The organism is Vibrio artabrorum (genome assembly GCF_024347295.1).
Lineage (GTDB): Bacteria > Pseudomonadota > Gammaproteobacteria > Enterobacterales > Vibrionaceae > Vibrio > Vibrio artabrorum.
The window spans coordinates 100,947-114,419 of sequence record NZ_AP025459.1; the positions used below are offsets into that span (position 1 = coordinate 100,947).

The 13,473-nt window shown below is 43.4% G+C and carries 12 protein-coding genes; 6 read left to right on the plus strand and 6 right to left on the minus strand.

All coding sequences use genetic code 11. From position 1 onward, the window contains the following. Positions 1 to 115: 115 nt before the first annotated feature. Complete coding sequence (locus tag OCU36_RS14575) at positions 116 to 712, minus strand: aldolase/citrate lyase/malate synthase family protein (RefSeq protein ID WP_261840291.1); 597 nt, start codon at positions 710 to 712, stop codon at positions 116 to 118. Between the two features lie 169 nt (positions 713 to 881). Here OCU36_RS14575 and OCU36_RS14580 point away from each other — a divergent pair, with 169 nt between their 5' ends. Then, entirely contained in the window at positions 882 to 2,414 is a 1,533-nt protein-coding gene (locus tag OCU36_RS14580; protein WP_261840292.1) for a DUF3612 domain-containing protein, read from the plus strand. A gap of 252 nt (positions 2,415 to 2,666) precedes the next feature. Here OCU36_RS14580 and OCU36_RS14585 read toward each other — a convergent pair whose 3' ends face one another. Both OCU36_RS14585 and OCU36_RS14590 read right to left on the minus strand, forming a co-directional pair. Next, on the minus strand, positions 2,667 to 4,259 hold the full coding sequence (locus OCU36_RS14585) for a DEAD/DEAH box helicase (RefSeq protein ID WP_261840293.1): 1,593 nt from the start codon (positions 4,257 to 4,259) through the stop codon (positions 2,667 to 2,669). Positions 4,260 to 4,427: 168 nt separating this feature from the next. Next, complete coding sequence (locus OCU36_RS14590; RefSeq protein ID WP_261840294.1) at positions 4,428 to 5,783, minus strand: sensor domain-containing diguanylate cyclase; 1,356 nt, start codon at positions 5,781 to 5,783, stop codon at positions 4,428 to 4,430. Positions 5,784 to 6,068: 285 nt separating this feature from the next. Between OCU36_RS14590 and OCU36_RS14595 the strand changes: the two genes are divergently transcribed. Next, positions 6,069 to 7,235, plus strand: a complete 1,167-nt coding sequence (locus OCU36_RS14595; protein ID WP_261840295.1) for a DUF3541 domain-containing protein — start codon at positions 6,069 to 6,071, stop codon at positions 7,233 to 7,235. 109 nt (positions 7,236 to 7,344) lie between these two features. Here OCU36_RS14595 and OCU36_RS14600 read toward each other — a convergent pair whose 3' ends face one another. From OCU36_RS14600 to OCU36_RS14610, 3 genes are all read right to left on the minus strand, one after another. Beyond that, positions 7,345 to 7,956, minus strand: a complete 612-nt coding sequence (locus OCU36_RS14600; protein WP_261840296.1) for a class I SAM-dependent methyltransferase — start codon at positions 7,954 to 7,956, stop codon at positions 7,345 to 7,347. Positions 7,957 to 8,001: 45 nt separating this feature from the next. Then, positions 8,002 to 8,271, minus strand: coding sequence for a hypothetical protein (locus OCU36_RS14605; protein ID WP_261840297.1), 270 nt, complete (start codon positions 8,269 to 8,271; stop codon positions 8,002 to 8,004). A gap of 321 nt (positions 8,272 to 8,592) precedes the next feature. Continuing rightward, positions 8,593 to 9,801 carry a NupC/NupG family nucleoside CNT transporter gene (locus OCU36_RS14610; RefSeq protein ID WP_261840298.1) on the minus strand — a complete coding sequence of 403 codons (1,209 nt, stop codon included), beginning with the start codon at positions 9,799 to 9,801 and terminating at the stop codon, positions 8,593 to 8,595. A 614-nt stretch (positions 9,802 to 10,415) separates the two neighbouring features. Here OCU36_RS14610 and OCU36_RS14615 point away from each other — a divergent pair. From OCU36_RS14615 to OCU36_RS14630, 4 genes are all read left to right on the plus strand, one after another. After that, a complete protein-coding gene (locus OCU36_RS14615) occupies positions 10,416 to 10,892 on the plus strand; it encodes a hypothetical protein (protein WP_261840766.1) in 477 nt (158 codons plus the stop codon). Positions 10,893 to 11,176: 284 nt separating this feature from the next. Further along, complete coding sequence (locus tag OCU36_RS14620) at positions 11,177 to 11,446, plus strand: PTS sugar transporter subunit IIB (RefSeq protein WP_261840299.1); 270 nt, start codon at positions 11,177 to 11,179, stop codon at positions 11,444 to 11,446. A 9-nt stretch (positions 11,447 to 11,455) separates the two neighbouring features. Next, the gene (locus tag OCU36_RS14625; protein WP_261840300.1) at positions 11,456 to 12,712 is read left to right on the plus strand and encodes a PTS ascorbate transporter subunit IIC; all 1,257 of its coding nucleotides are present in this window, start codon (positions 11,456 to 11,458) and stop codon (positions 12,710 to 12,712) included. Beyond that, positions 12,709 to 13,158: a PTS sugar transporter subunit IIA gene (locus OCU36_RS14630; protein ID WP_261840301.1), complete on the plus strand. Its 450-nt coding sequence runs from the start codon at positions 12,709 to 12,711 to the stop codon at positions 13,156 to 13,158. The genes OCU36_RS14625 and OCU36_RS14630 overlap by 4 nt, the downstream gene beginning before the upstream one ends. Positions 13,159 to 13,473 lie beyond the last annotated feature (315 nt).

Below are 13,473 nucleotides of genomic sequence, written 5' to 3' on the forward strand. Positions count from 1 at the left end.
AAAAAGCCCCAAAGATAACTGCTGCGTTAATCTTTGGGGCTTTTTTGTCGGCTGTACATCGGTTTATTAACTACTGACTTTAATCCTATAGTCAACGAAAACCTGCTTCTTGTTGCTAAAGTTGGTAGCAGTAATTGAGGCAGTAATCTTCACCACTTTTTGCTCTAAACTCTTTATCTTCACTGGATGCCTTTGGTTTACCCTTTGCATCACCTTGAATCAAACTGATCCAGTGGCGCATCGCAGCAATAGTCTCTTCACGCATTGTGGTGGTTGCTTCCATTGGTGATTGACCAAACGTGGTGCATGATTCCAACTGAATATCATCGATTTCTACCAGTTCAATACAACCCGTCCCTTTGTGGCAACCAAACATCACCTCTAAGTGGCTTCCACTGCCATCTCGGAACAAGATTGAATCTGGGTCACATTTCTCCCCCATATAAGCCACAAATTGCTTAGGGTGCTTCAGACCACTGTGTTGGCCACCTTTGAAGTAAGCCATGACATGATGGTAATCGACGACGTAGCTGGTTACGTCTTGATGTGAGCCATTCTCGAGAGGGAATAGTCGATCAAGTAACTGCTTTGCTTTCACTTGCTTTTCAGTTTGCTGGCTTGCACTGATTGTCTCGACGGCAAAGACAGCTTCAGCGATAAAGGGTTTTGTTTGTTTTTGGATTTCTGTTTTATCGAATGTAAGCATATTCATAGTCTTTCCCTCTTGACCAGTTCGGTGATAACCACCGATTTCTGCAGCTAAAATGTGTCCTAGAGCAATTATTCCAAACTAACGTTTAATTTATTTGTCATTTTGTGAATTGCTTAGTTTGTAGACTAGCGCTTTTTTGCATACAATTTCACAACAAAAATTTTACAATGTGAATTTTACAAATATGGCCTTGTCAAAAAGTTTAGTTCGTCAGTCTCATTTCCTAGGCACGAAAATACGTAACCTAAGAAAACGTAATCATTTAACCATGGAAGATCTGTCTGCGCGTTGTATCAGAATCAACCCAGAGTACGCACCTTCCGTTTCTTACCTTTCCATGATTGAACGTGGAAAACGGGTTCCAAGTATCGACATGCTGGAAGTGATTGCGCAGGTCTTTCAGAAGAACCCAACATGGTTCCTCGACGACGAATCAGAACAACAAGCCATTGCACCTGACAAAGGGAATCGCGGGGGGATCAGTGGTATGGCACTCGAGCCGAGTTTTCTTTTCTCAAACGATATCCTACAAATTGCGATTCCTGAAATGCTGTCACAAACTGGGATTTCAGGCCGTCAGTTTGCGCACCTCTTGATTCGAGCGCACCAAGAGAGCAACCAAAACCACTTCCCAGACCTAGAGCGCGCCGCTGAGGAAGTTGGCCTAAAACGTCTTAACCTGAGCGTAGAAGACCTGATAGACATTGCTCGAAGCCTAGGAATCAACATCCGTTGGGTGACACGTACACCGCAAGACGTGGTTGATGAGCTTGGCATTAATGCTAAGCAACTAGTGACTTCATTTTTCGAACCTCCCGGCACTATCTTCCTCAATGAAATTCTTAAAGAGTACCCAACACGTCTAAAATACGATCTGTCGGTTTATATCGGCCATTGCATTCTGCATAGCAAAGAAGGCCTTAAGAGTGTGCTTTCCGTGGGTAATAACAACACATGGGACGACAATCAAGTATCGGGCTCTTCACAACTCAACTCTCAAGACATTCTTCAGGCATGGCGAGACTTTGAATCCAGTTTCTTTGCTGGCGCGCTACTGTGCCCGAAAGTCCCGTTTAGACAGCTGCTCGACCGCACGGGTTACGAAATCGACGTTCACAAAAGAGCAGGAGTTTCCCCCTCTGTTGCGATGCGCCGAATGACGGTAGTATCGCCCTACCCTCACTGGCACTACTTTGATGCTTATGGGCCAGGGAAGCTCAAAGCGGTATACCGCGGGAATGGGATTCCACTGCCTTGGGGAAATATGAGAACCGTCGCCGATCCATGTCAACATTGGGCTGTATTCCGTCGATTATCAGAACCTCGAGCGGGTAGCTCTGCTCAAATCTCTATTTTAAATGTGGGTGATGAACCAAGAATCTACTGCTGTGAATCCATCAATATGACAGATCCCGCGGGCAACAATCGTGTATTGTGTGCAGGCATCGATCTCAACCCTGCAATTGACGCTCAAGGTGGCAATTCAAGAGACATCGCAGAGCAACTAAAAGCATCATGCGTTAACAATGGTGGATCTGTGGCAATCCCGCGTAACATCAAAAAAGATCTGACGACAATAGCCAAGATTCTCAATATCAATTGGATTGAACGTGGAATCGAGACAGAGGCGAGACTTATCTGCTCAAGAGGAGGAGAATGCCCTCGCAAGCCAAGCTGTTACGCGAAATGTGATGAGTGTTAAAGCTATTTGTGGTTAAAGCGATAAGCGACAGCATTCAAGATCCGAGCACGATAAACGAGTCGCCGTGGGAACCTAATATTCCAGCTTATCCCGTCAAAAACGTTCAGTGTTCGCGAAGTCGCAAACATAAAAAACGCGAACATTGAAATTCAATATTCGCGTTTATTCGAGGTTACAACTTGCAGCAAGGGGTTAACCAACCGCTCCTTTTACTAAAAAGTAACGTCCGTAAACCATCCTCTCAAAAAGGAACTACTTCTGCGCTGCTGGCTTAGTACGCGCTCTAGACGGTTTATTCGTCGCTGGCCTGCTTGTCGTTGGCTTATTCGAAGACTTGCTTGGCCCAGTGTGTCCACTATAACCTGACTTGTTAGGTTTCCCTGAGCCCGTTGGTTTACCCAAAGTGTTTTGAGAGCCGGAGTTATTAGTAGAAGGCTTGCTCGCCGCATTACCACGCTTATAGTTACTGCCGTTGTTTCTGACCGACTTATCATCCGCTGCTACCGCTGAATTACCATCCGTCGCTTTTTTTGCTGAATTAGGCTGACGCTTTGGCGCCGTTCCAGTACCTGACACATGACGCTTGTTTTTGCCTGCCGGTTTATGCCCACGAGCATTTTCACCAGAGCGTTGACCATCAGCATGTTCACGTGTTTTTTTCGGCTTCTTAGGCTTAATTGGACGTGAATCTAATCGAGACTCAGGTAACTTATTTACTGGTGAGAACCCTTCAAGTTGACGACGCTCTAGCACTTGTTGAATAAGGCGTTCAATACCGAACAGTTCACCCACTTCATCCGCGCAAACCAATGAAATTGCTTTACCGACTTCACCAGCACGGCCTGTACGACCGATTCGGTGTACATAGTCTTCTGACACATGTGGAAGGTCGAAGTTAACCACTTGAGGCAGTTGCGGGATATCAATACCACGAGCGGCGATATCCGTCGCGACCAACACGCGAACCTTGCCTGTTTTGAAGTTCTCTAAGGCTTTAGTACGTGCACCTTGACTCTTATTACCATGAATAGGAGCAGCCGTGATGTCTTGCTCTTCAAGGAAACGAGCAAGTTTATTCGCGCCATGTTTTGTTTTGCTAAAAACCAACACCTGTCGCCAATCATTATCTTTGATTAACTTCGCGAGCATTGGGGCTTTTTTATTTTTGTCGACTGGATAAATGCTTTGCTCAACCGTCTTCGCTGTCGAGTTTGCAGGGCTTACCGAGATCTCTACGGGATTATTTACTAAGCCTTTTGCCAATTTACGAATATCATCCGAGAAAGTCGCCGAGAACAGTAGATTTTGTCGGTTTTTAGGTAAGAAAGCTAAGATCTTACGGATATCACGAATGAAGCCCATGTCGAGCATGCGATCGGCTTCATCGAGTACCAATATTTCTAGCTGATCGAAACGCACAGCATTTTGATTGTAGAGATCAAGCAAGCGTCCAGGTGTTGCCACTAGAACATCACTACCTTTACGCAGTTTTTGCATCTGAGGGTTAATTTTCACGCCACCAAACACTACCGTTGAAGTCAGAGGGAGATTAATACCATACTTAACCACACTACCATTCACTTGCGCAGCAAGCTCACGAGTTGGTGTTAGCACCAGTGCACGCACTTGATTCTGACGTACGCGAGGGCCTTTTGATAAAATTTCAAGAATAGGTAGCGTGAAGCCTGCAGTTTTACCTGTACCTGTTTGAGCAGCGGCCATAACATCTTTGCCCGTAAGGACAGCGGGTACGGCTTTCTCTTGAATTGGTGATGGCTTATCGTAACCTTGCGCTTCAATAGCTTTAAGGATCGGTTCAGAAAGGCCAAGGGAGGTAAAACTCATAGATTATTTTCTCAGTTGAATAACATTTAGTATGAGCAACACTAAAACTGAGTGTTGCTGCAGCTCTTACTTATCAAATCATTGGTCATTGATACGGAGCAAAGCGCGGTATTCTGAAGCTTTTCCTCACATTCAGCAACTAAATTCTAATCATAGGCCTTATTCAACTTAGCGAGCTTGACGCTTCTTTTGGTACATTTTTTCATCAGCCACTTTTAATAGACTATCCACATCACTGTAACTGTTATTATAAATAACCCAACCGACACTGATGTTAAGAGCAATTAAATGCTCTTCATAGGCTAACGGAGTGTCACAAATAGCACTTTGTAATTGGTTGACAATCGATATCACCTGTTGCTCATCGAGTATACGGGGTAATAGAACTAAGAACTCGTCCCCGCCCATCCTCGCAACAATATCAGAGCGACGTAACTGACTTTTAATTCGCTTAGCACATTCGACTAAAACTTGGTCTCCAGCCACATGACCGTAGGTATCGTTGATCGCCTTAAAACCATCGAGATCGATATTCACTACGGCAAATGTCTGTGCTCTCTGTTTCTTCACGCTTTTGAACGCTTGCTTTAAGCTACACATAAAAAAGCGACGGTTAGGTAACATCGTCAATTCATCTTGCATTGAGCGACTATCTGCTATTCGATAAAGCCTGTAAATCATAATGTAAGCAATCGCAAGAATCAGCGTTAACGTGTAGCCTACTAATCTAACGGCATAGATACGATACCAGGGCACGTCCATGAGCACATGTTCATTGCCAGATAAGGCGAGATACCACCCACCATAAGGGAAGTTTACCTGCTCAGTTGTAAATGCATTGGTGAAGACCTCTTGCCTACCATAAAAAACCGCGCCTTCTTTTCCTGTACTATTGGCGCCACGTATCGCTAGCTCATATTTTTTTTCTATCTTGCTAATACCCACGTCTTCTAGTAGTGCCTCTAAATCAATCACTGCACTCGAAACGCCCCAATAGTCTTTATTAAAGGGCGGGTCTCTAAAGATTGGAGTACGCGAAATTAAAGCTTGTCCTCCTTGAAATAGCTCAAAGGGCCCAGCGATAAAGGTACTGCCAATATTACGAGCAATCTCAATCGACTCCCACTGGGTAGGGTGATCGCGGTAATCAATACCAAGGATCTGCGCATTGCCTTCCATTGGATAAACAAAATTAAGCACGTCGTCTTCAGCTAAAGCAATCAGCCTAATATGAAACCCATCGCGAATAATATTCTGACCTATCCGCTCCCAATCTTTTGGACTTCCATGAGGGTTAATGGACACTAACGTTGAAAAGCTATTAACCACATACATGTCTGAGATGATCGTCGCTTCTATACGAGATCGAATAATCGATAATAGTTTCTTTGCCTCAGAATTAGCTTCATTCTTAAGGTGAGTGAGTTCCTTAGCGTGAAAAAACTCAATAGAACTTGCTACCACGACAAAAAATAATGAAGCTAACAATTTAGCAGGCCACAACTTGCTAGAACGACTTGGCATTAACGAACCTCTAACACTTTATTCGGTTTACTGCCTTAAATGGGCGCATTTGTTATAAATCCTTTGAGTATGCCTACAAGTTGTTAAAAATCTACACTTTGCTTTCAATCGCCATTCATTATTGAGTCATTCATCACTTCACCGTCAATGAGTGACGGAGACTTATTCAACAAAAAAACCTTAATGCACCTGATAAAGCTTACATGGTATTGACTTAAGCCTTACATTGAAGGATTAAGCAGTGCTATTTTATACACTCAACTCATTAGCTTGGCACCTTACAACATGAAGTTAAAAACGCTAGCGTTATGGACATTGCTATCAACCTCCGTTGCCGTTACGGTTCACGCACAAGAGACCGTAAAGGCACCAGAGATAAAACCGACCCCAAGCACACCAAGTACTCAGCATCCTGTGAATGTGCGTCACTCCAATGAACAATCTTTCAAACAATCAGCCAATCACATTCGCAGGACCTATGAAAGTCAACTTTATACCCTTCCTGCCTTCAAAGAGGGTCATTACGGATTACGCATGTATCGCCAAACATTAGACGATAAGTATTCTGCTGCGGTATGGAGTGATATGGCACGTGTAGCGAGTAAACTCAGCTATTTATCTAATGATGTTCAGACGATGGAACAAATCGCTCTCTATTCGGGAAAACGTGTTGCCTCTTATATTAACGAGCATGACGAACGTAGTGTGCGACGCTACAATATCACCAAGCACATGCCTGAATACCTCTATATTGGTGTCGACCTTCTCGGCTCTATGGCCCGAGCCAATGAGTACGGTTTAAAACATAACAACGATGCTAAGCTGCGAGAAATTATTCGTCGTTATGACTTCACAAAATACGTCACCAACGAAGACATGGTCAAAGCGTGGGCTGCTCAGTTAGCGAACCAGGTTTATTGGTTGCGTCAATTGGGCGAACAAGATGTGGTTGATCAATTCGTCGACACCTTTAAAAAGGTCTACCCAGACGAACAAGATAAGAAGCTATCGAGCCAGCAGTACGGCAATAAACTCTATGGTATGACTCACATTATCTTTGGCGACTCAGAATACTATCAACACCCCGTTAGCGAACAAGAGCATCAATGGATCTACGACTACTTCAGAGATAATATCGATACTATTTTGCTGCGCGCGAAAGAAGATGTGATTGCTGAAGTCGGACTCACCTTCCTAATCGCCGATCAAAAAGATGACCCAGTTGTTGAGAAAACTCGACTTGCGATCCAAGCTGCTATCGATAAGAAACACGGTATGATCCCTTCAACGACGGGGGATTTTAATCTTAAGCTTGGTGAACACCGCAATGTGTTGGCAATCATGTTACTCGATTGGCAACAAGTGAACGCAGCGCCGACTTTAAAAGGTAACCCTAAAGTGTTTACTAATATCCCATACGGACTCGTTGCAGACCAAACGTTAAACAAATAACAACACCTAAACTGATCTGTAAAATGAAAAAGCCGCATACCTTCAACTCTAAAGAGACAAGGAACCTGCGGCTTTTTTAATTCTGATGACACCACCCTGGCGCTCAGGCTCAGGATACGACTTTGTTCATGACTATGGTGAAATCCCCGTCGGCATAACCTTCTATCAAAGTGACATCGTTACAGAGTGTTTTACAAAAGCGAAATACGCCCCGAGGGTGGTAACTCATCAAAGTATGACGTGAAGGGTATTTCTTTGAGTTTAGGAGATTAAAGATCACGGTTTGGTTTGCTAATCCAAACATGCGAGTGATCATGTTGGTGAGGTAGTCGGGATCTCGGGAGATATAATTTAATGAACCACTGGCGATAACCACATCGTGCGCTTCAAGGGGCATCTTGCTCATGTCACCCAATAAAAACTGACACCCAGCCTGTGAATACTGTTGCTTGGCCATTTTCAGAAAGCCGGCATGTAGATCAACACCGGTGTAAGATCGAATGCGATAGATGCTGCCGAGCAGTTCAAATAACTCTCCGTAACCGCACCCCAAATCTAACACACTCCTTTTTTCGAAATCAGCCGAACGCACGATCACTTCAAAGCGACACAATTGGCTCTCTTCGCTAGTCCAACCTAAAGCTTTGGCTTTGTCGCCTTTCGAGCGGTCAGTCTGTTTTCGGTGATAGCGATACACCTTCCAACGATCGAGCCAATGCATTCAAATCAACCCTACTTCAATGATCATCAACACACCTTAATGAGATTAAGCTTGAGAACGAGAAGAAAAGAGCCCACCGATCTTATAACCGATCGCATAGCAAACCACGGCAACAGTGATAAACACCAAGGCTGAGAAAAGGTACGCGATCGATGCCGCGACACCAGCCCCCCACACGATGCTAAACACCAAACCGAGATAAGCCTCTTTTGGCCACTGGTCGATAGGAAACTGAGCACCACCAGCAATTAGATAAACCATCGCAAACAAACCAATGAAGGTAACAATAAGACCTATGATAACGCGAATGTTCATGGAGAGACCCTTGATTAATTGAGCTTGGTTGCCATTGTTCCTAATCGAAAGCGGATATGCTTAGTCGGAACCGAATATTCTCAATCGAAATCGAATGTTCTTAATCGAAGCCGAATGTTATTAATTGCTACCTGATGATATTCAAGTATATCGGATAAAAGGTACCGGCTCTATGACTCTTCCGAGTGAACTTTTACTGATTAGATACACGTAGCTGACGACAACAAAAACCTGATTTCATTTGATTAACCGGCACAAAAAAGCGAACACCTTGCTCACGTTGAATCTGTGAGCAAAGTGTCCGCTTTAACTGAATCTAGCTTAAAGCAGGATGAAAATACCCGCTAAACATGCACTCATTAAATTCGCTAGTGTGCCCGCTGCTACTGCTTTCAAACCTAAGTTCGCCACTTCAGCACGGCGCTCTGGTGCCATCACACCGATTGAACCTAACTGAATCGCGATAGAACCAATGTTTGCAAAGCCACACAAAGCAAAAGTCACGATCACTTGGCTATGTTCAGATAGTAGATCTTTGTTCTCAACGAAGTCGATGAAAGCAACAAACTCATTCATTACGATCTTCTGACCGATGTAAGAACCCGCCATCAATACTTCATCACTCGGAATACCGATTAACCACGCTAGCGGCGAGAATAAGTAACCGAAGATAGCTTGCAGCGTAATGCCCGCAAAACCGAACGTTTCACCTAGGCTTTCTAGCCCAGTGTTGACCATCGCAATCACACTCACGAAGGCAATCAACATAGTACCGACAGCCACCGCGACTTTCATACCGTTCATCGCGCCGCTTGCCAATGCATCAATCACGTTACTTTGATCCGCTCTATCTAATTCAATGTGCTCGTAGTCACAAGGTGTGCTGCGTTCAGGCACAATGATCTTTGCCATTAACAAACTGCCCGGTGCAGCCATAAAGCTTGCCGCGATAAGGTATTTAAGCTCAACACCAAGTCCAGCGTAACCACCAAGTACACTGCCCGCGACCGATGCCATACCACCAGCCATCACCGCAAACAGCTCCGAACGAGTCATAGACTTTAAAAAGGGACGAATAAGAAGAGGAGACTCACCCTGAGAAAGGAAGATATTACCAGTAGCAACCAGAGATTCAGCTTTACTTGTCCCCAGCAGTTTCTGCACCGCTCCGCCCAAGATTTGAATCACTTTTTGCATGATGCCTAAATAATAGAGCGCAGAAATCAAAGCACTGAAGAAGATAATGATTGGAAGTACGCGAACCGCGAAAATGAAGCCTTCAGTAGCAAGATCACCGAAAAGGAATGCGATACCAGCGTCGGCAAAACCAAGCAGGCTAGAAACGCCATTACTTAGGCTGGTTAGCGCCAATTGTCCCCATGGGAAATACAATACTAAGGCTGCAAAACCGATTTGAAGTAATAGTGCACGAGAAACCGTTTTCCAGTTAATTGAAGAACGACTTTCAGATAGCAGGTACGCGCAAGCAATCAGTGCGATAACACCGACAAAACCAAATAGAATATTCATAATATGTCCTAGTGATCCTTATAGAGTGAACATGAGCCAAGCAAATGACATCAAAGGAGCAGGACAAAGAACCGCAAGCAAAACGCTACGCGATGAAGGGGCTAACAAAGTTAGCGAGTGTAACAACGAATTGTTCATGTAAAAAATCACCTTATACAAGCAGTGGAACGTAGCTGGTCCGGTCCGTGGGGTCATTCACATATCCATGTGACGGCTTGTATTGGCTAAGCACCGGCTTAAAACCGGAAGAGAAGTATAAACAGTTGAGTGAGACTTTCATCACATTTTTTAACGCAAACGATCGCGCGGTCAAGGATTAGGCAAACCGTATTATTCATTGTCATTTTCGTGGCTCAACGCTGTAAATAATTGGTAGAAGGTGAAATTTAGAATAGGAAACCTTGTTAACGTATGAGCGTAATCGTTTGATGAATTTTGAGTGATTTTTACGGCTTTTCTGTGCTTTACCTCAATTCCCGATACTTCAAGATTCATCTTGAGTTTAGATACGTATATACTTTGTGTGATCTCACGAAAGAATTAGCCATAAAATACCAATAGCGTTGATTAGATATAACAGCCATCGAGACTAAGAGAGGGAACACGTGAAGAAAATGGACGCTCCGCACGACATGAACAATGGAGCTAGATTCAAAACAAATAGACACGGCTATGTGACCGTAGTTGAGTATTATAATACCTATACTGTTATTGTCGCGTTTGAAAATACAGGAAATATCCGCGCTATCAGTGCGGCGAAATTACGTACAGGTCAGTTAACCGATCGCTCTGTCGCACCTGAGTCAATTATGATCGGTGAGAAGGTTGAATCGGTTAAACACGGGATATTAACCATTACTCAAGTTGAATCTGAAAATATTGTGGTACTGACCAATGCCAATAATGAAGAAATTAGAATGTTATTGCCTGCGGTACAAAAAATGAAGGATAAAAATGAAGAGGTCGATGGTGAAAATGTTGCCTCGCCAAAACCGACCTCTCTTAGCCAGCTGACTAAAAGAAATAAAAAGACCAAAGACGTTAATAGCATGCTTAAGAAAATGCTTACTGACTACGGTCGATACGATTAATTCTCTGTTTTATACAATAACGCCTCTAAAGATTTATATCCTGATATAAAAATTAATTAAGCCTACCTTTCTCAATAAAATACGTTGCATATTCGAGTGAAAAGTTAAATTTGATCAATGTCTCACTCTCGATCTTTACTGTTAATTAACGAGATCTCCATCACAATCTCATTTTGACTTTGTGATGCAGGTCTTATTGGGTTCTCAATATTTCCATTACTATGCTCTCACACAATAAGAGAACACAGTTTCTCAACCCCTAAAATCCAATTGAGACAAATATTATGAAAAAGATTCTTGTAGTTTGCGGTAACGGCCTTGGTACTTCACTAATGATGGAAATGGCAGTGAAAGAAGTGGCAAAAAAAATCGGTTTCGAAGCAGAAGTTGATCACGAAGATCTGTCCTCTGCATCATCAAGCAAAGCGGATATTTGGGTTGCAGCAACAGACGTCGCCAACCAGCTGAAAGATGGTGGAAAAGAGAACATCATCAGCCTTAAAAATATTTTTGATAAAGCATCAATCGAAGAGCAACTAAAAACTTTCATGTAAGGTAAAATTATGCAAAACTTTTTCGAGTTCATGCTTGGCTTATTAAAAGAGCCTGCAATCATGGTAGGGTTAATTGCTTTCATTGGCCTTGTTGCTCAAAAATCTGATATTTCCACCGTACTTAAAGGCACAATAAAAACCGTAATGGGTTTCCTTATTTTAGGGTTTGGTGCCAGTGCTCTTGTGGGTGCTCTAAATAATTTCTCAGTTGTATTTACTGAAGCATTTGGTGTAAGTGGCGTTATTCCAAATAACGAAGCAATTGTCGCATTAGCACAAAAAGCTTTCGGCTATGAAATGGCTCTAATTATGTTTTTTGCATTCGTAGTGAACATTTTATTAGCTCGAATTACGCCTTTGAAATATATTTTCTTAACAGGCCACCACACAATGTTCATGTCTATGTTGGTGGCCGTAATTCTGTCTACAGCGAATATTCAAGGCACTGCTCTCGTCGCAATCGGATCGCTCATTGTCGGTTCATTGATGGTTATCATGCCAGCACTTGCTCAGAAGTACACAGAGAAAGTAATGGGTACAGACCAACTGGCAATGGGTCACTTTTCAACGCTCTCGTACTTAGTATCGGGTTACATTGGCAGCAAGTTTGGTGACACGTCGAAATCAACAGAAGACATCAACGTACCTAAGAGCCTCATGTTCCTGCGTGATACGCCTGTAGCAGTAGCAACAACGATGACCATTTTCTTCATGCTGGCTTCGATTATGGCTGGCGGTGAATTTGTTGAAACCATATCTAACGGACAAAATTGGGTCGTATTTACCTTCATGCAGTCTCTTGTTTTTGCAGGTGGTGTTTACATCGTACTGCAAGGTGTGAAAATGCTGATTGCTGAAATCGTCCCTGCATTTAAAGGGATCTCTGACAAACTGGTCCCAGGAGCAAAACCGGCTCTAGACTGCCCAATGGTATTTCCTGTCGCACCAAACGCAGTACTTATCGGCTTTCTTTGTTCTTTCGCCGCAGGCCTACTGGCAATGGCAGTGCAAGGCGCGCTTGGTTGGACAATCATTGTTGCAGGCGTGGTTCCCCACTTCTTCGTTGGTGGTGCGGCAGGCGTTTACGGTAATGCGACAGGCGGCCTACGCGGTGCGATTTTGGGGTCTTTCACACAAGGCATATGTATTTCGTTCTTACCAATGCTTTTACTTCCAGTACTTGGTGGTCTAGGTCTTGAAGCCACTACTTTTTCTGACTTCGACTTTGGTGTAGTTGGTCTAATTCTAGGGTGGATTGTGTCATGAGCTTATTCGATTTAATTGGCAACCAAGGCGTTATCATCAACGCTGAAGAAAACTTAACGGTTGATGCGGCTATTGATGTGACCTGTTCAACGCTACTCGCGAGCAACAAAATCGAAGTAAGCTATGCTGAAGCAATCAAACAAAAGCACAAGGACATTGGCGCGTACTATGTTCTAGCACCAAAGATTGCAATGCCTCATGCTCGTCCTGAAGATGGTGTGAACGAAGCATCACTGCAAGTGACGGTATTCAAAAAGGGTGTTGATTTTGAATCCGAAGACAACGGTGACGTTTATCTTTCGATTACTCTGGCGGCGATGGACTCCGATAGCCATATCCACACCATTATGGCGCTATCTGAGTTATTCCAAAATGATGATGACATTGATGCCATTATTGCGGCGGAAACAGAACAAGCGATCATCGAGATCTTAAAACGCTACTGATCTTACATTTGTAGCTCCTCCCCCATAAACAAGCCACGGTATTCGCCGTGGCTTTCGTCGTTAATAGACCAAATAAAGCGCAAAAAGTCACATGACATTTTGAGTCTGTTCATCGCCGCATACTGACCTCAACATAGCTCGACATAAAGAGTGCAAACTCATCATTATCCCAGCGTTCACATCGATAACGTCTAATATTTTCAGTCAATATCACTCTTCACCTTAAAAGACGATAAGAGACTTCAATCATTAAAAATAAGTAACCACGGTTAAAAAACTTGCCAATTCGAATAATTAGTATAGTGTTATACACAT

Bases quoted from the DNA above. Each gene is read 5' to 3' on its own strand.
- OCU36_RS14575 (WP_261840291.1), bottom strand. From the start codon at position 712: ATGAATATGCTTACATTCGATAAAACAGAAATCCAAAAACAAACAAAA.
- OCU36_RS14585 (WP_261840293.1), bottom strand. From the start codon at position 4,259: ATGAGTTTTACCTCCCTTGGCCTTTCTGAACCGATCCTTAAAGCTATT.
- OCU36_RS14590 (WP_261840294.1), bottom strand. From the start codon at position 5,783: ATGCCAAGTCGTTCTAGCAAGTTGTGGCCTGCTAAATTGTTAGCTTCA.
- OCU36_RS14595 (WP_261840295.1), top strand. From the start codon at position 6,069: ATGAAGTTAAAAACGCTAGCGTTATGGACATTGCTATCAACCTCCGTT.
- OCU36_RS14600 (WP_261840296.1), bottom strand. From the start codon at position 7,956: ATGCATTGGCTCGATCGTTGGAAGGTGTATCGCTATCACCGAAAACAG.
- OCU36_RS14605 (WP_261840297.1), bottom strand. From the start codon at position 8,271: ATGAACATTCGCGTTATCATAGGTCTTATTGTTACCTTCATTGGTTTG.
- OCU36_RS14610 (WP_261840298.1), bottom strand. From the start codon at position 9,801: ATGAATATTCTATTTGGTTTTGTCGGTGTTATCGCACTGATTGCTTGC.
- OCU36_RS14615 (WP_261840766.1), top strand. From the start codon at position 10,416: ATGGACGCTCCGCACGACATGAACAATGGAGCTAGATTCAAAACAAAT.
- OCU36_RS14620 (WP_261840299.1), top strand. From the start codon at position 11,177: ATGAAAAAGATTCTTGTAGTTTGCGGTAACGGCCTTGGTACTTCACTA.
- OCU36_RS14625 (WP_261840300.1), top strand. From the start codon at position 11,456: ATGCAAAACTTTTTCGAGTTCATGCTTGGCTTATTAAAAGAGCCTGCA.
- OCU36_RS14630 (WP_261840301.1), top strand. From the start codon at position 12,709: ATGAGCTTATTCGATTTAATTGGCAACCAAGGCGTTATCATCAACGCT.